The following is a 24261-nucleotide window of genomic DNA, read 5'->3' on the forward strand; positions in this document are numbered from 1 at the left end:
CAGCCGCAACAGCCGCAACAGCCGCAACAGCCGCAACAGCCGCAACAGCCGCAACAGCCGCAACAGCCGCAACAGCCACAGCCCACGGTTGTCAGCGATAAAAAATCAGCAGCGGCGGGTACCGCCGTGAATACGCCTGCAGGCGGTGTCGGACAGGAACTGAAAATGAAGCCGGAAGACGAAGAGCAGCCACTGCCCCCCGGGATTAATGCGTCCGGTGAGGTGGTGGACATGGAGGCGTATGAGCGCTGGCGGCAGGAGCAGGAGGTGAATACTCAGCAGCAGATGCAACGGCGGGAGGAGGTGAATATCAACGTTCACCGTGGGCACGGAAAGGATGAACCGGAGCCGGGAGATGATTTCTGATGGCGGTATCAGCTCCAGTCCTCAGTTCTCAGTCCACCCACACGTTCAAACTCCCGGGTGTTGTTCGTGACAACAATCAGTCCCCGGCTGCGTGCGTGACCGGCAATCATCTGATCGAATGGCCCGACAGGGCGTCCCTGACGGGCAAGCTCTGCCCTGATCTGCCCCGTATGGGTGGCGGCCGGCGTGTCATAATCCAGAACATCAAGTCGGGAAACAAACCCCTCTATCACAGCGAGATTTCTTTCGGGCATCTGGCTTTTTTCGGCACCGTAAATCAGCTCTATCAGGGTGACCGAGCTGATACACATTCTCCCCTGGTTCAGGTTAAAACGCTCCCTGACGCTGGCAGGTTTGTTTTTTATCGTGAAAATGCAGATGTTAGTATCCAGCATAAACTTCAGCATCAGAATGATTCCCGTTCCTGCACAGAGGGTTGTTCCCGGTTATCCATAAAATCGGCGCTGACGTTGTTCCCGTCGAACCATTCATCCCACGATTCTCCGGCCGGCGTGATGATCCGGGTTTGCCCGACAGCGATAACTTCCACACGTTTTACATGTTCCGGCAATGCCACTGCTTTTGGCAGTCTGACCGCCTGGCTTCGGTTACTGAGAAATACGCTGGTTTCCATCATGTGCCTCCTTACAGGGATATGTCTTACGTATATCCATTATGGTTTTTGTGATGGGATATGTCAAAGGGATATACATTTATGATGAGCATTGCACAGGTCCGGTCAGCGGGGAGTGCCGCCGGTTATTACAGCGACAGGGATAACTACTACGTGCTGGGCAGTCTGGAGGAACGCTGGGCCGGAAAAGGCGCGGAGCAGCTGGGGCTGCAGGGCGCCGTCGATAAGGAGGTGTTCACCCGGGTACTGGAAGGCAGACTGCCCGACGGGGCTGATCTGAGCCGGCAGCAGGACGGCGGCAACAAACACCGCCCCGGCTATGATCTGACCTTCTCTGCCCCCAAAAGTGTTTCCCTGATGGCCATGCTGGCAGGCGATAAACGCCTGACTGAGGCACACAACCAGGCGGTGGATATCGCTGTCCGTCAGGTGGAAGCGCTGGCCTCCACCAGGGTGATGACGGACGGGCAGTCAGAAACGGTGCTCACCGGTAATCTGGTGATGGCGCTGTTCAACCATGACACCAGTCGTGACCAGGAGCCGCAGCTGCATACCCATGCCGTGGTGGCCAACGTCACGCAGCATTACGGGGAATGGAAGACCCTGAGCAGCGATAAGGTGGGAAAAACGGGATTTATCGAGAATGTCTATGCTAACCAGATAGCCTTCGGGAAGATTTACCGCGCGGTGCTGAAAGAGAAGGTTGAAGCGCTGGGCTATGAAACGGAAGTGGTCGGTAAGCACGGTATGTGGGAGATGCCCGGTGTCCCGGTGGAGGCCTTTTCCAGTCGTTCGCAGACTATACGGGAAGCAGTAGGTGATGACGCGTCGCTGAAATCCCGGGATGTGGCGGCGCTGGATACGCGTAAATCCAAACAGCATGTCGATCCGGAAGTGAAAATGGCTGAGTGGATGCAGACCCTGAAAGATACCGGGTTTGATATCAGCGCATACCGTGAGGCTGCGGACAGGAGGGCGGAAATACAAGCAGCGCAGCCTGTTCCGTCACAGGAGCAGCCGGATATTCAGCAGGCGGTGACGCAGGCCATTGCCGGGTTAAGCGACCGGAAGGTTCAGTTTACGTATACCGACGTGCTGGCCAGAACGGTCGGGATGCTGCCGCCGGAAGCCGGCGTGATTGAGAAGGCCCGGGCCGGGATTGATGAGGCCATCAGCCGCGAGCAGCTTATCCCCCTCGACCGGGAGAAAGGACTGTTCACCTCCGGTATTCATGTGCTCGATGAGCTGTCTGTCCGGGCACTCAGCAGCGATATCATGAAGCAGAACCGGGTGACCGTCCATCCGGAGAAGAGCGTGCCCCGCACGGGAAGTTACAGCGACGCGGTGAGTGTCCTGGCTCAGGATCGCCCGTCACTGGCCATTATCAGTGGTCAGGGCGGGGCTGCCGGTCAGCGGGAGCGGGTGGCGGAGCTGACGATGATGGCCCGGGAGCAGGGGCGTGAGGTGCAGATTATTGCCGCCGATCGCCGTTCGCAGACGAACCTGAAGCAGGATGAACGTCTGTCCGGTGAGCTGATAACCGGGCGTCGTCAGTTGCAGGAGGGCATGTCATTTTCCCCGGGCAGTACCGTTATTGTCGACCAGGGCGAAAAGCTGTCCCTGAAGGAGACTCTGACCCTGCTGGATGGCGCGGCGCGTCATAACATCCAGGTGCTCATTACCGACAGCGGTCAGCGCACCGGTACCGGCAGCGCGCTGATGGCCATGAAGGAGGCCGGCGTGAACAGTTACCGCTGGCAGGGCGGGCAGCAGACCCCGGCGACCGTTATCAGCGAGCCGGACCGGAATGTCCGCTATGCCCGGCTGGCCGGGGATTTTGTGGCCGCGGTGAAAGCCGGGGAAGAGAGCGTGGCGCAGGTCAGCGGCGTTCGTGAACAGGCCATACTGGCGGGGATGATACGCAGTGAGCTGAAGACGCAGGGGATACTCGGGCAGCAGGACACCATGATGACCGCGCTGTCACCGGTCTGGCTGGACAGCCGGAACCGTTACCTGCGCGATATGTACCGTGAAGGGATGGTGATGGAGCAGTGGAACCCGGAGAAACGGTCCTATGACCGGTATGTGATTGACCGGGTGACCGCACAAAGTCACAGTCTGACCCTGCGGGATGCGCAGGGAAAGACGCAGATGGTGCGGATTTCAGCCCTGGACAGCAGCTGGTCACTCTTCCGGCCGGAGAAGATGCCGGTGGCAGACGGCGAGCGTCTTATGGTGACGGGAAAAATTCTCGGGCTTCGCGTCTCCGGCGGCGACCGGCTGCAGGTATCAGCGGTGAACGATGGCATGATGACGGTCATCGTTCCGGGACGGGCTGAGCCGGCTTCCCTGCCGGTGGGGGATTCCCCGTTCACGGCGCTGAAGCTGGAAAACGGCTGGGTGGAAACACCCGGACATTCCGTCAGTGACAGTGCGAAAGTTTTTGCCTCCGTCACACAGATGGCGATGGACAATGCCACCCTGAACGGTCTGGCCCGCAGCGGCCAGGATGTCCGGCTGTATTCCTCACTGGATGAGATCCGCACCGCTGAAAAACTCTCCCGTCACCCGTCTTTTACGGTCGTTTCTGAGCAGATAAAGGCGCGTGCCGGTGAGTTATCGCTGGAAACCGCCATCAGCCGCCAGAAAACCGGGCTTCACACGTCGGCACAGCAGGCCATTCATCTGGCCATTCCTGTGGTGGAAAGTAAAAACCTGGCATTCAGCCAGGTGGACCTGCTGACGGAGGCGAAATCATTTGCTGCAGAGGGAACCGGTTTTGCTGACCTGGGACGGGAAATTGATGCTCAGATAAAACGGGGCGATTTACTGCATGTGGATGTGGCAAAAGGTTATGGCACAGACCTGCTGGTTTCCCGTGCGTCGTATGAGGCTGAAAAGAGCATTCTGCGCCATATTCTCGAAGGCAAGGAAGCGGTCACGCCGCTGATGACGAAGGTGCCGGGCGAACTCATGGAGACGCTGACATCGGGGCAGCGTGCCGCCACCCGTATGATACTGGAAACGAAAGACCTTTTCACCGTGGTACAGGGCTACGCCGGGGTGGGCAAGACCACCCAGTTCCGGGCGGTGATGTCTGCCGTGAACCTGCTGCCGGAAGATGAACGTCCCCGCGTTGTGGGGCTGGGGCCGACCCACAGGGCGGTCGGGGAGATGCGCAGTGCCGGCGTGGAAGCACAGACGCTGGCGTCCTTTCTGCATGACACGCAGTTGCAGCAGCGCAGCGGTGAAACACCGGATTTCAGCAACACGCTGTTCCTCCTTGATGAGAGTTCGATGGTGGGCAACACCGATATGGCGCGGGCATACGCCCTGATTGCGGCCGGTGGTGGTCGTGCCGTAGCGAGCGGTGACACGGACCAGCTGCAGGCCATCGCACCCGGCCAGCCTTTCCGCCTGCAGCAGGCACGCAGTGCCGCCGATGTGGCCATCATGAAGGAGATTGTGCGCCAGACGCCGGAACTGCGGAACGCCGTGTACAGCCTGATTAACCGGGATGTGAATAAGGCACTGTCCGGGCTTGAAAACGTGAAGCCGGTTCAGGTTCCCCGCCTGAAGGGGGTATGGGCGCCGGAAAACTCGGTGACGGAGTTCAGCCGTCTGCAGGAGCGGGAACTGGCGAAAGCCGCACAGGAGGCGGAGAGAAAGGGCGAAGCCTTTCCGGATGTGCCCGTGACGCTGTATGAGGCCATTGTCCGCGACTATACCGGCAGAACGCCGGAAGCCCGGGAGCAGACGCTGATTGTCACGCATCTGAATGAGGACCGTCGGGTGCTGAACAGCATGATTCAGGATGCGCTGGCGAAACCGGGTGAGCAGCAGGTCACTGTCCCTGTACTGACCACCGCGAATATCCGTGACGGGGAACTGCGCCGTCTGTCCACCTGGGAGGCGCATCCGGGGGCGCTGGCCCTGGTGGATAATGTGTATCACCGGATTGCCGGTATCAGTAAGGAGGACGGGCTGATTACCCTGGAAGATAAGGCGGGTAACACCCGCCTTATTTCCCCCCGGGAAGCAGCGGCAGAGGGCGTCACACTGTACAATCCGGAAACTATCCGGGTGGGGGCCGGTGACCGGATGCGTTTCACGAAGAGTGACAGGGAACGCGGGTATGTGGCCAACAGCGTCTGGACGGTGACGGCGGTTTCCGGTGACAGCGTCACGCTGTCAGACGGGAAACAGACCCGCGTGGTGCGTCCCGGGCAGGACAGGGCAGAGCAACATATTGACCTGGCGTATGCCATCACCGCCCACGGTGCGCAGGGGGCCAGTGAGACGTTTGCCATTGCGCTGGAGGGAACCGAAGGGGGCCGGAAACAGATGGCCGGTTTTGAGTCGGCGTATGTGGCGCTGTCGCGTATGAAGCAGCATGTGCAGGTGTACACCGACGACCGTCAGGGCTGGGTTAAGGCCATCAACAGTGCGGAGCAAAAGGGCACGGCCCACGACGTGCTGGAGCCGAAATCAGAGCGTGAGATGATGAACGCAGAGCGCCTGTTCAGAACCACCCGGGAACTACGGGACGTGGCCGCTGGTCGTGCCGTGCTGCGCAACGCCGGACTGGCGCAGGGAGACAGCCGGGCGCGGTTTATTGCACCGGGGCGCAAATATCCGCAACCGTATGTGGCGTTGCCGGCGTTTGACCGTAACGGTAAATCCACCGGTATCTGGCTGAACCCACTGACAACGGATGACGGTGCCGGGCTGCGGGGCTTCAGCGGTGAAGGACGGGTGAAAGGCAGCGAAGAGGCACAGTTTGTGGCCCTGCAGGGCAGTCGTAACGGCGAAAGCCTGCTGGCTGATAACATGCAGGAGGGCGTCCGGATTGCCCGCGATAACCCTGACAGCGGCGTGGTGGTGAGAATTGCCGGTGACGGGCGTCCGTGGAATCCCGGCGCCATTACCGGCGGCCGGGTGTGGGGCGATATTCCTGACAGCAGTGTGCAACCCGGCGCGGGCAACGGGGAGCCGGTCACGGCAGAGATTCTGGCACAGCGGCAGGCAGAAGAGGCAGTCCGCCGTGAAACAGAACGCCGTGCGGATGAGATTGTCCGTAAAATAGCGGAGGACAAATCTGACCTGCCGGAGGAGAAAACCGCGCAGGCGGTCAGGGAGATTGCCGACCAGGAGCAGGACAGAACGCTCCTGCCTGAACGGAAACCCCCGCTGCCGGAGAGTGTGCTGCGCGAACCGGTACGGGAGCGGGAGACCATCCGGGAAGTGGCGCGGGAAAACCGGGTCCGGGAGCGCCTGCAGCAGATGGAGCAGGAGATGGTGCGCGACCTGCAGAAAGAGAAAACCCCGGGCGGGGACTGATACGGAAAGATAGACCACGATGACGATGGATAACGCCACACGTAACGATTCGCGGGCAGTCCGGGTGGAGACCTGGTTGCTGCAGCGGCTGGTCTGGTCACCAGGGCAGCGGGATGTCATTAAAACCGTGGCGCTGCTGCTGATGGTGGCTGACCATGTTAACCGTATCCTGCACCTGGACCAGACGTGGCTGTTTCTGGCCGGGCGCGGGGCGTTTCCGCTGTTTGCCCTGGTGTGGGGGCTGAACCTGTCCCGGCATACGTATATCCGCCAGTCTGCGATTAACCGGCTGTGGGGATGGGCGGTTATCGCGCAGTCCGGATATTTTCTGGCGGGATTTCCGTGGTATGAAGGGAATATTCTGTTTGCCTTTGCGGTGGCCGCGCAGGCGCTGAAGTGGTGTGAGCAGCGCTGCCTGTTTCACTCTGTGACCGTGCTGTTACTGCTGACGGCGTGGATACCCCTGTCCGGAACCAGCTACGGCGTTGCCGGCGTGCTGGTGCTGGTCATCTGTTACCGGCTGTACCGGGCCGCAGATACTGAAGAGCATCTGGCGCTTGCGGCCTGCCTGGTGGTGGCCGTCTCCGCGCTGAATCTGCTCACCAGCGATGTTGCGGCCGCAGCAGGGCTTCTGGTAACCGGCCTGGCGGTATGGCTGGTGTCGCTGACAGGCAAATCACAGCCCCGGTTCTGGCCGGCTGATTTTTTCCCGATCTTCTACACCTGTCATCTGGCTGTGCTGGGCGTTCTGGTGATGTAACGGGTGTGGTATCTTTGGCGGTATGAGCAGGATTTGGCAGGGGCAGCATACAGCATGACTGAGCAGAAACGACCGGTACTGACACTGAAACGGAAAACGGATGGGGAAGCGCCGGCCCGCAGCCGCAAAACCATTATTAACGTCACCACGCCCCCGAAGTGGAAGGTGAAGAAACAGCAGCTGGCTGACAGGGCTGTCCGGGAAGCGTCACTGGCAGAAAAAAAAGCCCGGGCAAGAAAAGATCTATCCATCTACTTGCGACTTCAGTCAGTGGAGGAAGCGGTCAGCACGCTGAAACCCTGGTGGCCGGGGCTGTTTGACGGCGACACGTCCCGTCTTTTCGCCTGTGGCGTGCGTGAGGCGCTGTTTGAGGACGCCTCCAGGCGTGGTATCCCGCTGTCACACAAAAAGATAATCCGTGCGCTGAAAGCGATTGCCCATTCTGAAGCATATCTCAGCATGATGAAAGCCGGGGCCTGCCGGTATGACCCGGAAGGGTATGTGACGGAGCATATTACCGTGGAGGAAGAACAGTACGCACTGGCGCGACTGGCAAAGGTTCGGGCGCAGAACGCCAGAAAAGCGGAACTCCGCGCGGTGCTGGCGCAGACGGTCTGAACCGGAGAAGCCCGGTATAATGAGTGAACGGATGAAACAGAAAGACCGTCTGTACGGCGTGGCACCGGCCTTACCCCGATGCTGCAGGCTGTGATGTAAGCCAGGCCGCAGGTCCGCTATGTGTTTAAGTACTGGCCCACATTTGTACAGCAGTGGGAAAACTCGCTGAAAGCCGCACAGAAGGGGCTGCAAATCTGGAAATCTGGAAATCAGCGAGGGCGGATGCCTGGCTTGCGTATCACAACGGTATTTTTGCCACCAGTCATTATGAAGGCGCGCTCACCAGTGAAGATATCAGTAGTGTGGCTACCGCCGCCCTGAAAGGGCATAAAATCAGGGGTGGAAACGTGAACACGAAAAGCATACTGGATGCCAGTAGCAGACTGGCACATACGCTTGCGCTGCAGGGCTCGCCGGCGATGATAATGATGCAGGTTAAGGAGGCCACGGAGAAGAACGTGACAGTAATACCGGGCGGCGCGGGACAGGAAACCCTGGAAAACGCGGCCGTGCTGGAGCGTAATGTGATTGTGCCACCACCAGGGAAGGCAATAACAATTTATCCTGACGCCTCCGCCGCTGGTGTTGTTGTCCAGCCCCGGCAATCCGGGAAAAACGAGTTTCCCCTGATTCCGGCGTTTCTGAAGTAATAAAATCACTACTCTAATCAAGTTCATATGAGGTACATAATGAGACTCAGGAAAGGTCATGGATTGACGTTGGTCACACTTGCGTGTTTATCCCTGCTGGGCTCCCTGCCAGCTATTGCGGCACCGTCCGTTCAGGCCGGTTTTTCACCGGAGGGCAGCGCAGAGCAGCTGGTTTTTAAGACTATTGAGGCTGCGCAACATAATATCCGGCTGATGGGGTATTCCTTCACCTCTCCGGAGGTGGCTGGCGCTCTTATTAGTGCAAAACGTCGGGGAGTGGATGTCAGGGGGGTACTGGACTGGAAAGCCAATACAGGGAAAAACAATAACGCCAGCTGGGTGACAATGAACCTGCTGACCAGTGCCGGCATTCCGGTTCGTACCGTCAGTGTGTACAAAATTCTTCATGACAAAGTGATCGTCAGCGACGGTCGCCACACCGAAGTGGGATCGTTTAACTATTCCCGTGCAGCAGACCGTTCGAATTCGGAGAACGTGCTGTCGTCTGGGATGACCCAGTCCTGGCCCGCAGCTACCTGAACCACTGGACATCCCGCTGGGCGCAGGGAACGGACTGGAAACAGACGTACTGACATCCCAGGAAACGATCCTGAAACATAAACCGTGCGCCAACACAGGTTACGTTCATAAAGTAAGTCGCTGATTTTAGAAATCTGTAGTATTCTCTGCAAACGATCTAGGTTTGATCCTTGAGGAGGCAGAGATGTCGCAGATTGAAAATGCAGTAACTTCCTCATCGAAACGCATTTACAGAAAGGGTAATCCCTTATCTTCCGCTGAGAAGAAGAGATTATCTATTTCACGAAAAAAAACGACGCATAAAGAGCTCAATGTTTTCATACAAAACATGCATAAAGAAAGCTTGCAGAAGCTTTGTGAAGAGACTGGAACTACTCAGGCTCAAATGATTGAGTTACTAATTGAACGGGAAATGGCCAAAAGAGCCTGAGATAAGAAGGTGAATGAGTAACTTTCTTGATCGTCTCGTCAGTGAGTGTTAGATTGCTGATCGTCTAAAGAATTTTGATGGCTGGCCACGCCGTAAGGTGGCAGGGAACTGGTTCTGATGAGGTGTCTACCCGGGACCAGAAAAGCAAAAACCCCGATAATCTTTCTATTCTTGGCGGGACAGAAGATTAACGGGGCCTACTTAAACTGTATAGCCACCAATCAGGCTATGCAGGGAGTATAGTTTTATGCTCAGAAAATTTCAATACTTGTTTCTGTGGCATTTACTCCTTCCGTGCATTGTAAGTGCAGGCAGAAGTGACTGACACCCGAACACTGTTCACTCATTACCGACAGGTCAAAAATCCGAATCCGGAGTTCACGCCGCGAGAAGGGAAAAAGACCCTGCCGTTCTGTCGTAAGCTGATGGCGAAAGCCGAAGGGTTCACGTCCCGTTTTGATTTTTCCGTCCATGTGGCGTTCGTTCGTTCGCTGGGAAAGCGTCACCGGATGCCGCCTTTGCTGCGCCGTCGTGCCATCGATGCGCTGCTTCAGGGGTTGTGCTTCCATTATGATCCACTGGCCAACCGTGTACAGAGATCCATCACCAATCTGGCTATAGAGTGCGGTCTGGCCACCGAGTCAAAAAGTGGCAATCTGTCCATCACCCGAGCCACACGGGCGCTGAAGTTTATGGCAGAGCTGGGGCTGATTACCTACCAGACCGAGTATGATCCGCAGATTGGCTGCAACATCCCGACCGATATCACCTTCACGCCGGCACTGTTCTCCGCGCTCGACGTCTCTGACGTGGCTGTTGTGGCCGCCCGCCGCAGTCGTGTCGAATGGGAAAATCAGCAGCGCAAAAAGCAGAATCTGGAGCCGCTGGAGATGGACGAACTGATAGCGAAAGCCTGGCGATTTGTGCGCGAACGGTTCCGCAGCTACCAGTCTGAACGTAAACTGCACGGACTGAAACGCGCCCGGGCGCGGCGTGACGCGGACAGAACCCGTAAGGACATCGAAACACTGGTGAAACAGCAGCTGACGCGGGAATACGCCAGCGGACGCTTTACCGGCGGGCTTGATGCCATGAAGCGGGAGCTGCAGCGGCGCGTGAAAGAGCGCATGATGATGTCGCGGGGCAAAAACTACACGCGACTGGCCATGGCCACCGTCCCCATATAACCCACCAGATTATGAAAATCCGGCTGACGCCGGAGGATTTTGTACGTCTGTCGCCGGGCGCCGCCTGTTTTCTGCGCGGAACGCTCGTTCTTCCTGCCAAAATATCTCTCATTCTGCTGCCAGAATGGCCAGAAATGTTCCCGCCTGAGCCATTTCCGGTCGCAATATTCAGTTACCCACAAATAACTGCAAGGGACCTTTCCATTAAGTTACAACCGATATACTGACAAAGCGCCAGGCGACCTGATTTCAAAGTGCGTGGTTTCCTTTAAACCCCAGATCTATACTTCTTTTAAATACATAATCTTTCTCTCTTATAAATAAATAACCTGTTCATCACCTGCCCTGTGGACAGGTTCCAGAGAATGCCCGCCCTTGCAGCGGACTCACGTCCGCGCCGGTTCGGAAACACCATTAGTACCTCCCGTCGCTATGCGCCGGGCCCCGGTCGTGCAAATAGTTACAACATCCAAAATTCTGACCAACGAAACCGGAGCAAAAACCTGATATCCAGCCCATTCCCACCACTGAAAAGCGCCGCCGCCCCGGCCCAAAGGGCCGGAATGGAGTCGCTTTTAATGATGAATGATGTAACTAAACTACCGAGTGGCGTTATGCCCCGTCTGGCTTTGCAGGGCGATGGCCCACTGCGTGAACCATCACCCCGCCAGCAGGGTATTTTCTGTGCAGTTGTCAACCACTGAATCGGAACCCCAAAGGGGCCCCCACGATTCAGCAGTTGACAATTCCACCCTCCGTGCCAATACAACAGTTAAATTTTTCTTTTTTATGTCTGTTGTAATGAAATTATGCTAATATTTCATAGCGTTATGCTTATTTTTCCGGGGGGTTATGACGGCAGGTAAACAAAAAAATACACCGGTCATTGTGATGAAGAAAAAACGCCACATTATTTCTCCTCCACCAACGGAGGAACATGTAATCACTCCTCCGCCTCCGGAGCTTCCTTCCGGGACTGTGGAAAACGAAATGCCGGCACATCAGGCGAAAAAAAACAAAAAATGGACGCCGGAATTCATCAACGCCAGTCTCGAAAAGGTTAAAGCACTCTTTCCCCTGTTGCGGGCTGAAGAAGGCGGTTTCCGTCCGCTGAAAATTGGCATCACCAGGGATGTTACCGACTTTATTGCACAGAACCCCGACGCCGGTTTAACCCTCCCGGAATGGCAATGTGCTGCCCGGATTATCACCCGCAGGTGGAAATACCTTGAGCGAATTTCTGTTCCCGGTGCTTTACGGTATGGCATCGATGGATTGCCTACCGGTGTCGTTTCTGAGCATGAAGCTCAGCATGCCCGCGCTTTTCTGGCATCAAAGCTGGCCAGCAAAAATAAAAATAATGGGGCGAACGACGACAAATCAGCAATATAAAAAAGGCTCTGCATTCTGTCCGGCAGTGCGCCAGGCGTAATGCCGCCGCTGATTGCGTTTTAACGCCTCCCGTTTAATTCCGGCCCGGTCGTACGTCATGTTCTTTTCATTTACCCACAGGATTGTGCACCGGTTCTGTGGATAAACCTCTGCGCGGGGAGATTTGCACGATCGGCGTCGACACTGAATTCTGTTTTACGATGATGCGGAAAACGTTGAAACTGATCCTGAAAATAGCGGACACGGGGGATAAACGGAGAAACCAGTCAGGGCTGAACCTGCCAGCCGCCTGTATGAAGGCGATGTATCGCCAGGGCTCGCAGATTTGGTAATTCCGCTTGTTCTGTGGAAGGCGTTGTCCGGATAACCGACGGGGCCTCCCGACATTGTCTCTCCTTTTGATTAATTACTGACTGGTTTCGCTTTTTTTTATGTATTTTCGTTTTATTGAAAAATGAATATGTCGCTGTTTGTTATTCTTCATCTGAAAACCGTATTTATTGCCGGGATGCAATGGAGTACCGCCAGCTCCGGTCGGATCGTGCAAATTACGGTAGATAAATTATCTGTTTATTCTGCATGAATAAATACAACCATCCGGAAGCGAGTCCTGCCAGGGGCGTTGGGGCCCGATGTCGCTCTCTTCCACTTTTAGTTACGTTCATCTTTATGTGGTTATTCACAGGGGACTGTTGAATCCGATCGCGACAGGTTACAGTGCTTTCCTGGTTTGTCGTATCCAGGCTCTTTATAACAACGGTTATTCCACAAAGACCGTTATCACAGGCGACGGTCCACTGGAACTGCATATTTCGCACGATCATAACGGTTCCTTCGAACTACAACTGGTGAAGAAAGCCAGCTCCGTATTACTGAAATGACTAACCAGCTCTTCTCGTTGTACGTCAAATAGAAGCCCCCGGAAGATTGCCGCCGCATCCAGGGAGTTGTACGACGCAGCTGTCTCGTCAGCGTTGATCTCAAAGGGCACCGACGCCATCATGAAACAAGTTACCACATGACAAAACCCTCCACTGGATACGGTCTATCCCGTTATTTATCTTGGCTGTATTGTTCTGAAAGGACGGCAGAACAGTTCTGTTATTAATTAACAGGTATTTCTGGCACTAGGCATCAATATCGAAGGTCAGAAAGAACGGAGGCAATAGTATAGATAATAGCCTTCCTACTGTGTTTTGTTCAAATTGCGGTTAATTTTCGCAATATGTTGTTTTTTATTCATAAAAAGATAATTAGTGAGGGTATTGTTAGTTATATTATAAAATATTTTAATTAATGAGGGGTATTCTGTTTCTTTTGAAACAGTGATTATTATCACTGTTTTCATTGCAATACTTTCTTTTTTATTTCAACTAATGCTGATAGGATTAAAACTTGTTTTGGAATATTCAATTATGAGGTGTTTTCATGAAGGCTTTAATTTTATCTGAACCCTATAATATATCCATTGAGGATAAAGTTTTTGATGAAAGTCTTGGGGACAATGATGTAAAAATAAAAATTCATTCTGTCGGGATTTGTGGCAGCGATGTTCATTATTATCAGCATGGTCGTATTGGCCCATTTATCGTTAATTCACCCATGGTACTTGGGCATGAAGCATCAGGTATTGTGATAGAGACAGGTAAAAATATAACGCATTTAAAGCCCGGAGATCGTGTATGCATGGAACCAGGGATACCCGATTTCCACTCTATACAAACTCTATCAGGATATTATAATCTGGACCCTGATATCCGGTTCTGGGCTACTCCTCCTGTTCATGGATGTTTGCGCGAAACTGTTATTCATCCCGGAGCATTTACTTTTAAGTTGCCGGATAATGTCAGCTTTGCAGAAGGTGCAATGATAGAACCTTTAGCTATCGGTATGTATGCTGCAACCAAAGCAGAAATAAAACCCGGTGATATCGCACTGGTTACAGGAGCCGGAACTATTGGTATGGTAACGGCCTTGTCTGCACTGGCTGGCGGATGCTCTGATGTTATTATTTGCGATCAGTTTGATGAAAAGCTATCTGTTATCAGGGACTATGACAGTATTCATACTGTAAACGTAAAAAATGAGTCATTAGAGGATACTATAAATAAACTTACTGGCGGGCATGGTGTTGATATTGTTTTTGAATGCTGCGGAGCCCAGTCAGTTATTGAAAAAATAACTGATTATGTAGTCCCTTGTGGGAAAGTTGTATTAATAGGTATGCCAGTAACACCAGTTTCACTGGATATTATTTCTGCACAGGCTAAAGAAATAACGATAAAAACCATTTTCCGTTACGCCAATATGTATCCAAGAACACTACAGTTACTTAGGTCAGGAAAGCTGAAAGTATCTCCGCTGATTTCTGCTAAATATAAATTTTCGGAAAGCGTACAGGCTTTTGAGCGGGCAGCTCTGGGACGTCCTGGTGACGTAAAAATCCTCATTGAAATGGAGTAAGAAATGGGAGTTTATGCCGGAATAGACTGCGGAACACAGGGAACGAAAGTCAGCATTATTAATGCGGTATCGGGTGAGGTCCTGGGAACAGGAAATGCCTCACATCAGTTAATAGCAGATGCAAATGGACGCCGTGAACAGCATGTTAGTTGGTGGATAGATGCGCTCTGTATTGCATTCAGAAAAGCCATCTCTAATGCAGAAATTTCACCCAGAGTCATTAAGGCAATATCTGTCTCAGGACAGCAGCACGGATTCATCCCTGTTGATAAAAATGGCAGGGCACTGTATCCAGCGAAATTGTGGTGCGATACTGAAACAAATGCTGAAAATATTTACTTTACAAAACAGGCTGGCGGCGAAACTGAACTGCTGAAGCAACTGGGGCTTGTCGTTGCAACAGGATACACCGCCTCAAAAATTCTCTGGTTTAAGAAATACCATCCTGATTTATGGAAATCAGTATACCGGGTTTTTCTTCCCCATGAGTATATAAATTTCTGGTTAACGGGAGAGGCGGCGTCTGAATATGGTGACTCCTCCGGGACAGGTTTTTTTGATGTACGTAAACGAACATGGTGTGAGACTGTCATCAACCTGATTGATGACAGTGGGAAGTTGTTAAAGGCTCTCCCTCCCCTGGTTCCGCCGGGGAGCATTATAGGCAAAGTTAATAAACAGGCGGTTGAAATACTGGGCTTGCATTCACAGACTCTCGTAGCGTGTGGTAGTGGCGACAACATGATGGGGGCTATTGGTACAGGAAACATTGAATCAGGCATAATGACCATAGGGCTTGGTACATCGGGAACTTTATATTCCAGTACGCCCACTGTGCCGACGACTGCGTCAGGGCTTGTTGCAAATTTCTGTTCTGCTACTGGTACCTGGCTTCCACTGGTTTGCACAATGAATGTCACGTCCGCAACCACTATGATTCAGAAGATGCTGAACTTAACATTGCCTGAGTTTAATAAACTGTTGTCAACAACAGTCCCCGGAGCAGATGGTATAATGGCTCTGCCTTTCTTTAATGGTGAGCGAGTACCTGCTTTACCAGAGGCTCATGGGGGATTTTATAATTTAAACAGCAGCAACTGTGAACCAGGCAATATTTGTCGGGCTGTTGTTGAAAGCGCCACTTTTGGCTTAAAGTATGGATTCGATTTATTCAAAAGAATGGGAATCATCACTAATGAAATTAGACTGACTGGTGGTGGTTCGAAAAATGCCGAATGGCGTCAGATAGTTGCTGATATCATGGGATGTTCTGTTATCGGACTTTCCGGTAAAGAAAATACTGCTCTTGGTGCGGCTATTCATGCAGCCTGGAGTGTCGGTGAAGATGAATTAACAAGTTTATGCTCACGCTTTGTTAAACCGGATAACTCAACTTATTGTGAGCCTGACAAAAACAGGATTTCACAATATGAAATGATATACTTTGAATATTTAAAGTTACTGGAAAAAGAATATCCTGGTTTTAATAAGGAGTGAAATATGCAGTCCCGACAATTAATTACTTCAGACAACAGCGTTAACTCCACAAAAATATTTTTCGGAATGCCGGTTAATTTATTATGGGGGTATATAGCCATCGCTATTTTTATGACTGGCGATGGCATTGAGCTGGCTTTTTTATCGAAATACATGGTGGAGACAGGATTTAAACCAGATCAGGCTGCTATAGTTTTTTCGGTTTATGGTTTTACAGCCGCCGTTTCAAGTTGGTTTTCTGGGGTTCTTGCTGAGCTTTATGGTGCAAAAAAACTGATGATAACAGGAGCGGTATGGTGGCTGCTTTTTCAGACTCTATTCCTGTGTTTCGGTCTCGGACGACATAATTATACATTAATGTTGTTATTTTATTCATTGCGGGGTTTTGCTTATCCTCTTTTTTTCTATGGCTTTTTCTTTTTAGTCATTCAGGCTGCTCCAGCCAACCGCCTGGCTTCTGCTGTTGGGTGGATATGGTCAATGTTTACCATAGGTTATGGTATAATTGCGTCGTTTCTTCCATCCTGGACTATACCACGCATTGGTTTCATGCCAACCTTGTGGCTTTCCATGTTATTTGTGGCAGTCGGTGGAGGTATAGCCACTTTTTTGTTAAAAGTGCAACACCACTCTGTGCCTGCATCCAGCCCGGCACAGGATAAACTCAGAGAAATAAGTAAAGGATTGACCCTTGTTTTTACAAACAGAGATATATTTCTGGCATTAATAACAAGAATAATATGTAATCTGTCTTTTTTTGGACTGCCTGTTGTATTGCCCTTATTCTTCACATCAGAAAGAATAGGTTTTTCTACCAGTGAGTGGTTATCCATATGGGGGATCTGCTTTCTGGTTCAACCTGTTACTAATGTTGCCTGGGGCATTATTGGTGACAGAATAGGTTGGATGAAACAAATGAGGTGGTTTGGTTTTGTTGGCTGTGGGTTTGCAACTCTCACGTTTTACTACGCACCTTATATATATCCTTACAGCTTTATGGTTGGTGCCCTTGCTGCTGTATTTTTTGCTTTAACCGTTACCGCATTTGTTCCTATGGGGGCAATCTTTCCGGTAATCGCCCCGGAACACAAAGGGGCTGCCATATCAGTTCAAAACTTAGGCGGGGGATTATCAAACTTTATGGGGCCGGCATTAGCTGCCGTGTTACTAAGTCATTTTGGCATCAGGGGAGTAGTTCTTACCTATGCTGGTTTATATTTTCTCGCAGCCGTTGTGACTTGCTTTATCCGGGTTAATCAACCCGAAGGAATATCAGCCATGTCTATCAAAATCCATTAGTGGGGTTGAGATGAACAGGTCCGTCGGTTACCTGGACGGGCCTTTACTCAGAACCGGAGGGCATGAAAAAGTGTGGGGCAGTTACCGAATTTTTTTTTGCAGAAGTTAAAATCACTACCAGGACCAGCTGACGCATTTGAACAATCTGTGGCTTCTCGAATGCCGACTTTTTTGCATGTCTCTAATTCATCACATTTCTAATTTCGCTTCAGATCTGCCTGTTTTTCTATGTATTTCCCCAGCATATAAGCCTGTTCTGTTCCCTGTTTGTCGCTGAGGACACTCAGTCAATCCTGGTGCGACATTGTGGCCATCAGGTTTATAAGTATGTTATTTTCTCGTTACCATTCAGCATGCTCCTCAAATAATATTTTTTTTATAAAACCGAAAGTGGTTAATCATATTTATAACAAACGAGTTTCCAGAGTCTTATATCATCTGCTTTTGTGAATGACTCGCAAACCAGAGCATGCCATGTCAAATAAGCCCCGTAAGCGTAATCATGTCGTTGTTTTTCAGTGTAAACTGAATCAGAAAGAAGTTGGTTTATATGGTTTTCAATTGAAATTGTTATTTCACTATAATTCATACCTTTTGCGTCCTTAAAGGATAAATCTTCGTCGATGAATATACTTCCATGCTGACAAGCTTGCAATCGCAATGTTTATTTCGTTTTTTGGTTTGTAGTGTTTCGCATTGTATTGTATCTCGCGACTGTATTTAACTTAAAATACGGCAATTATTACTGCTTTCTTATGAGAATTTCATGGTAGGGGCTGCTATGGGTATCAACTTTCCTAATTTCAGGATATTAACAGGGGCCTTGTTTTTAGTACTGACCGGTTATACTTATGCCGGAATACAGGTTTCACCGATGACTATTAACCTTGATAGTCAGGATGATTACAGTGGGTCTGTCAGTGTATATTCAACTTCAACTGAGACGCAGTATATAAAAGTCACAGTAAAGAAAATAATTTTTCCGGGAACATCACAACAAAAAGAAATACCTGTGCTTCCCGGGGATGGCGAAGGTCTGGTGGTATCACCTCAGCGTTTTGTCCTTTCTCCACAGGGAAAACATATTATCCGACTGCTTCCTCTGAATGTCCCTCAGAACGAAAGCATCTATCGTGTATATGTGTCTTCTGTTCCAAATGAAAATGAAGTGGATAAGGCGGATAATAATGCCAATATAACGATAAACGTAATCTGGGGTGCACTGGTTTATGTGGAGCCCAAGAATAGCATTATATCACTGTCATATGACAATAAAACCGGAGAATTGGTCAATCATGGAAACAGGCATATCCGTGTATCCGATTATGGATTCTGTTTATCAAAAGAAAAATGTCAGTGGAAAAAATATGCTCGAACTATATACCCTGGAATGAGTTTGAAAATTTCAAACTGGCAGGATAATGAAGGAGGTTCTTTATTTATAAAATATCAGGAAGGGACGGCTGATCTTGTACAAAAAGTTGAATGAGCGTTGTTTATTATTTTAGCAAACCAATAATGAGGTCGTATTGTGAAAATTAAATATACTTTTTTAAGTGCTCTAGCCGCTTTTCCGTTTTTGGCAAGCGCTGCAACGGGGACCGCAACAATCAACATTTCCGCAGATGTTAATCCTGCAGTGGCAATCCTGTCTGCCAATAATACTGCGCTTACTGACCTGCAACTGTCATTCATTCCTGGAGTTGGCCTTAATACGGCCTCAGAAATGGTTCGGCTTGCAAGCAATGATACCCAGCATGGGGTGGATGTCAGTCTGGCCAATGATGTGCAGTTAACAAACTCAGCTGATGCCAGCACTGTTCCAATGTCTGTAATCCTGGCAGGTAAAACTTTGTCTACTAAAGTCACTCCTTACGATAAGACTCTTTTTGCTGACGGCGAAACCAGCCCGATGCAACTTTCTGTTAAAGCAACCGGTGATACCAAAGCGCTGACTGCGGGGCATTATACCGGCGTAATTAACTTAGTGCTGGCGCAGTCCACCAACTAATTTATATAAAAGAAAATCAATTATGTGGGAACCCGGTATTTATCTAAAAAAATTATATCCCTTTATGTTCGGAGTAATTGCTGGAATTACCGGTTCCCCTGCGTATGCCAGAAATGTCCCACCGGGTTTTGAGGCGCTCAGTCTTGGTCAGAACGAATTTCTAAATGTTTCTTTTCAGGGAGACAATGAAGGTGTGTTTTCGGTTTTTGTCACTCCCGAAATGCTGACATTTAGGGAACCTAAGGTTCTCTTTGACAAACTACCACTTGATGAAATTCCGGAAGAGATAAGAAAGAAAATTCTGACTGAACTGTCAGGACCTCTTCCCCGCCATGATGGGGCATTTCATTTAACTCCGGGTGAAAATATCGGAGTGATTTACAATGAGCAGGAACAGTCCGTCATGTTGCTGATAAACCCAGCATGGTTCAACACTAATGATCGGCAGTTCTGGCATCCATCACAGAATTCACGTATTGCGATGGTCAGCCATCAGTCACTGGTTTTCAGTCATGATAACCAAATGGAAAGTCTGGGCGGGACAGGCTCCCTGGCGCAGGGGCTCGGTGACAGAAGTTATATGCAGGGGGACTGGACTCTCTTTCAGAATGCCAGCAAAAACACTCAGTCAAAATCACATTTTCAATTCAGCAATCTTTTTCTGAGATCCGATGTGACTCAGGGAACTTATGTCCAGGGGGGACGCATGGACATCACTAATCTTAACTCCCGCCTTGGAGGAAATTTTTCTCTGTCCCTGCTGCCCCTTGCTCAGACAGACGGTATTCGACTGGGGTCAACCAGTGCCTATGTCAATACAAGTCTTGACAACAATACCGATTCCTCACCGTTAACCGTAATGCTGGCACAGGCGGCGAGGGTTGATGTGTATCGCGGAGAACGCTTGCTGGGTACCAGCTATATGGACGCCGGTATTCATGATATTGATACCCACACTTTTCCGGCCGGAGCCTATCCGGTAACATTAAAGGTGTATGATAATGGGCGTCTGCTTCGTCAGGAAACACAGTTTTTTGAAAACAGCGGCCAGATTCGGTCTGCTTCCGGCCTGCCACAATGGTTTCTGCAGGTCGGAAAGAGAACCGCAAGTGATATAATTAATAACCAGGCAAAAAGAAAAAACAGAGTGGGGATCGCTGGCGGCCTTAATCTGGCTTTATCTCGCAATTTAAGCTGGACTGGTGCGGTTCTGACCGGTACCGAAGATAATAAAATTCTCAGTGAAAATGATCTGAGCTGGACTATTCCTTCGCGTACCGGGCTCTGGACTTTGAAAACCGGCTATCTTATGCAAGGAGGCCAGGGTACTGCTGATAATGAGCAGATAAGCTGGAATTATAAAGCAAATGCATTTTATTTATCCCGTTATCATACTTTCTGTCGAGGTCAGATACCTACCGGGTGTTACAACAATTACAGTGCTACTGCCAGTACAGAATTGTATGGCTGGACGGCTTCACTGGGATATAACTACTCACGTTCTGTACAACATTTCTGGCTGTTCCCGGGAATGGCAGATACAGCTTTCGTAACTGAAAGTCAGCGGGTAAGAGCGCCAGGGGCAGTATCTGACAATCGGTATTCCACATCAGGAATATTACTGACGCTGGGGACATCTGTTAATTACCGGAACTGGAATATATGGCCAAGAATGGGGGTATTCAGTAACAGGAGCAGCAACGGATACCAGCAGGATACGGGAGTCTTTCTGACGCTGTCACTCTCCAGAAATACCCAACTGGATTCAGGTGTCAGCAGTAATACGACAGCCACGCTGAATTACCGTCAGCACAATCAGGACAATAACCTGTCACTGCGGCAGCAGTGGGTTTCAAACCGCCATGATTATCGCTCTCTGGATGTCATGTTGTCTGGCGGTAATAATTATCAGAACGCACTTGTCAGCGGGGAATGGGATGGAGCTCTGGGAAACAGCGGAATGGCAGCCGGTTACAGCCACTCGAGGAAGTACAGCAACAGTACCCTGAACGGTCATTATGATTCAACATTTGCCATATCCTCCACCGGACTGGTATGGGGCAATCGTGGCGGTAATGAATCCAGTCTGTCCGGTGTGGTGGTTGATGCCCGTAATAACAGGAGTGAAAACATTTCCGGACCGGTGGCTAAAATTAGTTCGATACAGGGAGGCGAGGTCTATCTTCAGGATGGACAGCAGACCTTCATGCCTCTTATGGATTATATGCCGGATGAAGTAACGGTCGAGAACTCCGATACACATGGGGCCAACGGAAATCTTGTCCGTGGCGCAGGTAAACATAATGTATTTCTTTTACCGGGGCATGTCACCATCAGTCGGTTACGTGCTGATGCAACTTATATTTATGTCGGGCGATTACTGGTGAACGGGAATAACCTGCTGGCCGGTGGACATATACTTAATGCTGAGGTTCCGGATATTAATCCGGATGGCAGTTTTGTTGCTGAATTTAATTTCGCACCAGATTCATTATACGTGCTTAAAAACAGACAGTTTTATATTTGTCCGGTTAAATATACAAAGGGGTTTAATGGTGTTCGCAGGATGAAGAACGCGAATTGTCAACTGGTAAGTAATGCCGATTTACCAGAAAGCATGCGTAAATCGGAAAGGGTGGCCAGACTTGTTTCTATGGCTATCGGTCACTGATTTTTTAGCTTTGTAAGCTGATTTATTGAAGTTGCTTTTAATAAAATTCGCGGAGCAATAATATCAACGAAAAATGTCAATGCATGGTATTGATATTGTAAAAATAATTGGTGCCAAAATGCGATATTTACACTACAAAATATTCATTACGTTTTTTATATGCTCTTGGCTGGGGATACCTATGCGCTCAATCGCATCTGTTCCAGAGTATTTTAATTATTCTAACATTGTAAATACGACTCTGGATTTAAGTTCACTACCAGAAAAAACCGCAATATGGGATGGCGCTAAGGTATTTTCCGAAGATGTACCTAGTGGTGACATAATAGGACATATGTATCTTACTTGTCTTTCTGATACAGATGCAACTAATGGTGCATGCCCGGTAAATAAAGGGCATTGGGTCACGGGGGGGGATAGTGTAAAATTGAAATTTGTCGAGGAGCGCACGCATATTTCAAAAATATTAATCCTTCATGGATGGATAAATACGCCATGTGGCCCTACGCGTGACATAGCGAACGTGTCATCAGGATGCGGGTATTGGGGGCAACCCAAACTATATATTTACTCAGACCAACTAAAAAGATTATTTGGTGGAATATGGAAGGCTCATTTAAAACTCCAGGTCGGTGAGCTTGGTGGAGGAGCAGGCTCATATGATAATGGGCTCATGAATGCTTATATGAGTTCAGATATAACACTGCATGTAACGGATAACAATAATATTCGTATCTGGCTTCCTCAGTTTCATGGAAGCACTGCTAATGTAGTGATGCCAGTTATGCCTGCATACTGGACCCTTAACAAACCCGGACAGGTTTCTGCTGAAAAAGTTATTGAAACTTGTCTGTATGACGGGTACAGCAGTAATAGTAAGAGTTTTGAAGTAACGCTCAACAGTAATTATACCGAGCCGGCCACGCAGGACTTTCTTTTGCAGAATTCGTCTGCGCCTACGAGCAAACCACTTCATTATCAGGTTATTGCATCACCTCCAGGCCAGGCAGGGACAATGCAGCGCCTTAAACCAGGGGTAACACAAACATATGTCGGTATTAATACGGCAGGTATACGCCAGGTAATGATGCCGGGGCTCCAGACTCCGGTAGCCTGTGTGCCCTGGCCCATCAGGATAAAGCTGCTACCATTTGATTTATCCCGTCAGGCGGCGGGACATTATAGTGGGACACTTTCAATTATATTTACACCGTCACTTGATTGACGTAAATAAGTGTTTACACAACATTGAAAATTGCTTATTAACAATTGAAAAATTACACATAAATAGTTATACAGACTCACTTCAGATGAAAATGAATTTTCTACGCGGCACATGATAAGTCCAGCGGTTATCCGGTTGCTGGCTGAACTGCCCCGGCATATAGACAGTATAAGCACAACACAGGATCTGACATGGAGTGTGCGAACCTGGAGTCGAAGGTATATAAGGTAATGCATTTATACGAAAACGAGAGGAAAAGCGAAGCACAGCCCCGAGCGGGCTCAGTGGTAGGATGCGTGGCTTAACGCCGTTCCAAAAAGAAAAATTCTGTACATGGTGAGATAAAATGTTTGATAATCCTGAAATAATTATATAATCATACACTCCATAATAGTGAGTCAACATTAAGCGGTTTCGATATAAATATAATTCCCGGGAGGAAGTGTTTTGTACAAAAAAATACAGACCTATCTGCTACCGTTACTGTTTGTTATGATTGTGGGGAGCATAATTCATACCGCAAACGGTAACGCAGTGTTACCTGATAATTTGTATGCCACACAACATTATGAAGAGCTGGTTAATAGACTTCATGATATTCGTGACGCCGTTCATAATCGTATTGATGAAATCTGGTGTTATGAGCAAAAGCAAAGAAAGTCCTTGCAAGGGGGGGGGTATTAAATATCCTCGTAGTAAATATAAGCTATCCATTGACATCTTCGTTTCGTTTTTTATTGTTTGGTTTTCGCTTATTGACTGTATTAAATATGGTTTTGATGTAAAGGATATCAGATATATCGCTTGCTGTATATAAATGCCACCTTTGGTGTACGAAGGTGTAGAGGCTTTTTTATTGTGGTCTCTTTCACAAAAGAGACCACCTTTTTTATCCTGAATTCGTTTATTTGAAAAAAACGGATTATTTGTTATGTTCAGTATTTTCAAAAATTACTAGCAATGATAGAATATTCGTGTCTCTTAATCAGAGGCCGGATTTTCTGACGACTTATACATCTGCGAAGATGTTTACTTAGTTGCACTAAAAAGATTCAACTGGGGCGATATTTACCTGTCTTTTTCGGGAGAAAAAGGCTCCACTGTTCTTTCCCATCTCATTGGGAATGATAAGTCGTGAACAACGGTATACGCCATGTGGACGTATTGTGCTGGCTATC

At 49.6% G+C, this 24261-nt stretch carries 17 protein-coding genes and 5 pseudogenes; 19 read left to right on the forward strand and 3 right to left on the reverse strand.

The genetic code is table 11. The features are described 5' to 3' along the window. Positions 1 to 366: pseudogene (locus tag ACLJRS_RS22040) on the forward strand (conjugal transfer protein TraD); the annotation flags it as partial. 8 nt (positions 367 to 374) lie between these two features. Here ACLJRS_RS22040 and vapC read toward each other — a convergent pair. Beyond that, the gene (vapC, locus tag ACLJRS_RS22045; RefSeq protein WP_031608649.1) at positions 375 to 773 is read right to left on the reverse strand and encodes a type II toxin-antitoxin system tRNA(fMet)-specific endonuclease VapC; all 399 of its coding nucleotides are present in this window, start codon (positions 771 to 773) and stop codon (positions 375 to 377) included. Beyond that, positions 773 to 1000 carry a toxin-antitoxin system antitoxin VapB gene (vapB, locus tag ACLJRS_RS22050; protein ID WP_031608650.1) on the reverse strand — a complete coding sequence of 76 codons (228 nt, stop codon included), beginning with the start codon at positions 998 to 1000 and terminating at the stop codon, positions 773 to 775. Before vapB ends, vapC begins: the two co-directional genes overlap by 1 nt. An 81-nt stretch (positions 1001 to 1081) precedes the next feature. On the opposite strand from vapB, the gene traI reads away from it, so the two are divergent. From traI to ACLJRS_RS22080, 6 genes and pseudogenes are all read left to right on the forward strand, one after another. Continuing rightward, the gene (gene traI, locus ACLJRS_RS22055) at positions 1082 to 6340 is read left to right on the forward strand and encodes a conjugative transfer relaxase/helicase TraI (protein ID WP_047593617.1); all 5259 of its coding nucleotides are present in this window, start codon (positions 1082 to 1084) and stop codon (positions 6338 to 6340) included. Between the two features lie 19 nt (positions 6341 to 6359). Then, positions 6360 to 7100 (forward strand): conjugal transfer pilus acetylase TraX, encoded by a 741-nt coding sequence (gene traX, locus ACLJRS_RS22060; protein WP_031608652.1) that lies wholly within the window; start codon positions 6360 to 6362, stop codon positions 7098 to 7100. A 54-nt stretch (positions 7101 to 7154) separates the two neighbouring features. Continuing rightward, complete coding sequence (locus ACLJRS_RS22065) at positions 7155 to 7718, forward strand: fertility inhibition protein FinO (RefSeq protein ID WP_031608653.1); 564 nt, start codon at positions 7155 to 7157, stop codon at positions 7716 to 7718. Positions 7719 to 7838: 120 nt separating this feature from the next. Continuing rightward, positions 7839 to 8128 (forward strand): annotated as a pseudogene (locus ACLJRS_RS22070) (disulfide bond formation protein DsbA); the annotation flags it as partial. A gap of 279 nt (positions 8129 to 8407) precedes the next feature. Beyond that, a pseudogene (locus ACLJRS_RS22075) lies at positions 8408 to 8961 on the forward strand (phospholipase D family protein). Positions 8962 to 9092: 131 nt separating this feature from the next. Continuing rightward, positions 9093 to 9338 (forward strand): replication regulatory protein RepA, encoded by a 246-nt coding sequence (locus tag ACLJRS_RS22080; RefSeq protein WP_031608654.1) that lies wholly within the window; start codon positions 9093 to 9095, stop codon positions 9336 to 9338. 38 nt (positions 9339 to 9376) lie between these two features. Here ACLJRS_RS22080 and ACLJRS_RS22085 read toward each other — a convergent pair. Further along, a pseudogene (locus ACLJRS_RS22085) lies at positions 9377 to 9526 on the reverse strand (replication protein RepA). A 59-nt stretch (positions 9527 to 9585) separates the two neighbouring features. Between ACLJRS_RS22085 and tap the strand changes: the two are divergent. From tap to ACLJRS_RS22145, 12 genes and pseudogenes are all read left to right on the forward strand, one after another. Next, positions 9586 to 9663 carry a RepA leader peptide Tap gene (tap, locus tag ACLJRS_RS22090; RefSeq protein ID WP_001541552.1) on the forward strand — a complete coding sequence of 26 codons (78 nt, stop codon included), beginning with the start codon at positions 9586 to 9588 and terminating at the stop codon, positions 9661 to 9663. Then, a complete protein-coding gene (gene repA / locus ACLJRS_RS22095; protein ID WP_077915586.1) occupies positions 9644 to 10525 on the forward strand; it encodes an incFII family plasmid replication initiator RepA in 882 nt (293 codons plus the stop codon). The genes tap and repA overlap by 20 nt, the downstream gene beginning before the upstream one ends. Positions 10526 to 11377: 852 nt before the next feature. Next, positions 11378 to 11917 (forward strand): ProQ/FINO family protein, encoded by a 540-nt coding sequence (locus ACLJRS_RS22100; protein WP_047593619.1) that lies wholly within the window; start codon positions 11378 to 11380, stop codon positions 11915 to 11917. A gap of 137 nt (positions 11918 to 12054) precedes the next feature. Continuing rightward, positions 12055 to 12249, forward strand: a complete 195-nt coding sequence (locus ACLJRS_RS22105) for a hypothetical protein (protein ID WP_047593621.1) — start codon at positions 12055 to 12057, stop codon at positions 12247 to 12249. A 423-nt stretch (positions 12250 to 12672) separates the two neighbouring features. Further along, positions 12673 to 13026, forward strand: a pseudogene (locus ACLJRS_RS22110) (transposase); the annotation flags it as partial. A gap of 319 nt (positions 13027 to 13345) precedes the next feature. After that, on the forward strand, positions 13346 to 14380 hold the full coding sequence (locus ACLJRS_RS22115; RefSeq protein ID WP_047593628.1) for an NAD(P)-dependent alcohol dehydrogenase: 1035 nt from the start codon (positions 13346 to 13348) through the stop codon (positions 14378 to 14380). A 3-nt stretch (positions 14381 to 14383) separates the two neighbouring features. Next, positions 14384 to 15877 (forward strand): xylulokinase, encoded by a 1494-nt coding sequence (gene xylB / locus ACLJRS_RS22120; RefSeq protein WP_047593631.1) that lies wholly within the window; start codon positions 14384 to 14386, stop codon positions 15875 to 15877. A gap of 3 nt (positions 15878 to 15880) precedes the next feature. Beyond that, the gene (locus ACLJRS_RS22125; RefSeq protein ID WP_052025453.1) at positions 15881 to 17176 is read left to right on the forward strand and encodes an MFS transporter; all 1296 of its coding nucleotides are present in this window, start codon (positions 15881 to 15883) and stop codon (positions 17174 to 17176) included. 781 nt (positions 17177 to 17957) lie between these two features. Then, positions 17958 to 18665, forward strand: coding sequence for a fimbria/pilus periplasmic chaperone (locus ACLJRS_RS22130; RefSeq protein ID WP_172657526.1), 708 nt, complete (start codon positions 17958 to 17960; stop codon positions 18663 to 18665). A gap of 42 nt (positions 18666 to 18707) precedes the next feature. Continuing rightward, positions 18708 to 19187, forward strand: a complete 480-nt coding sequence (locus ACLJRS_RS22135) for a CS1 type fimbrial major subunit (protein WP_052025449.1) — start codon at positions 18708 to 18710, stop codon at positions 19185 to 19187. Positions 19188 to 19209: 22 nt separating this feature from the next. Next, entirely contained in the window at positions 19210 to 21858 is a 2649-nt protein-coding gene (locus ACLJRS_RS22140; RefSeq protein WP_080068382.1) for a TcfC E-set like domain-containing protein, read from the forward strand. Between the two features lie 79 nt (positions 21859 to 21937). Next, positions 21938 to 23083, forward strand: a complete 1146-nt coding sequence (locus ACLJRS_RS22145) for a CfaE/CblD family pilus tip adhesin (protein ID WP_047593635.1) — start codon at positions 21938 to 21940, stop codon at positions 23081 to 23083. Positions 23084 to 24261: the final 1178 nt, after the last annotated feature.

The organism is Salmonella sp. SAL00670 (genome assembly GCF_046552235.1).
GTDB lineage: Bacteria > Pseudomonadota > Gammaproteobacteria > Enterobacterales > Enterobacteriaceae > Salmonella > Salmonella enterica.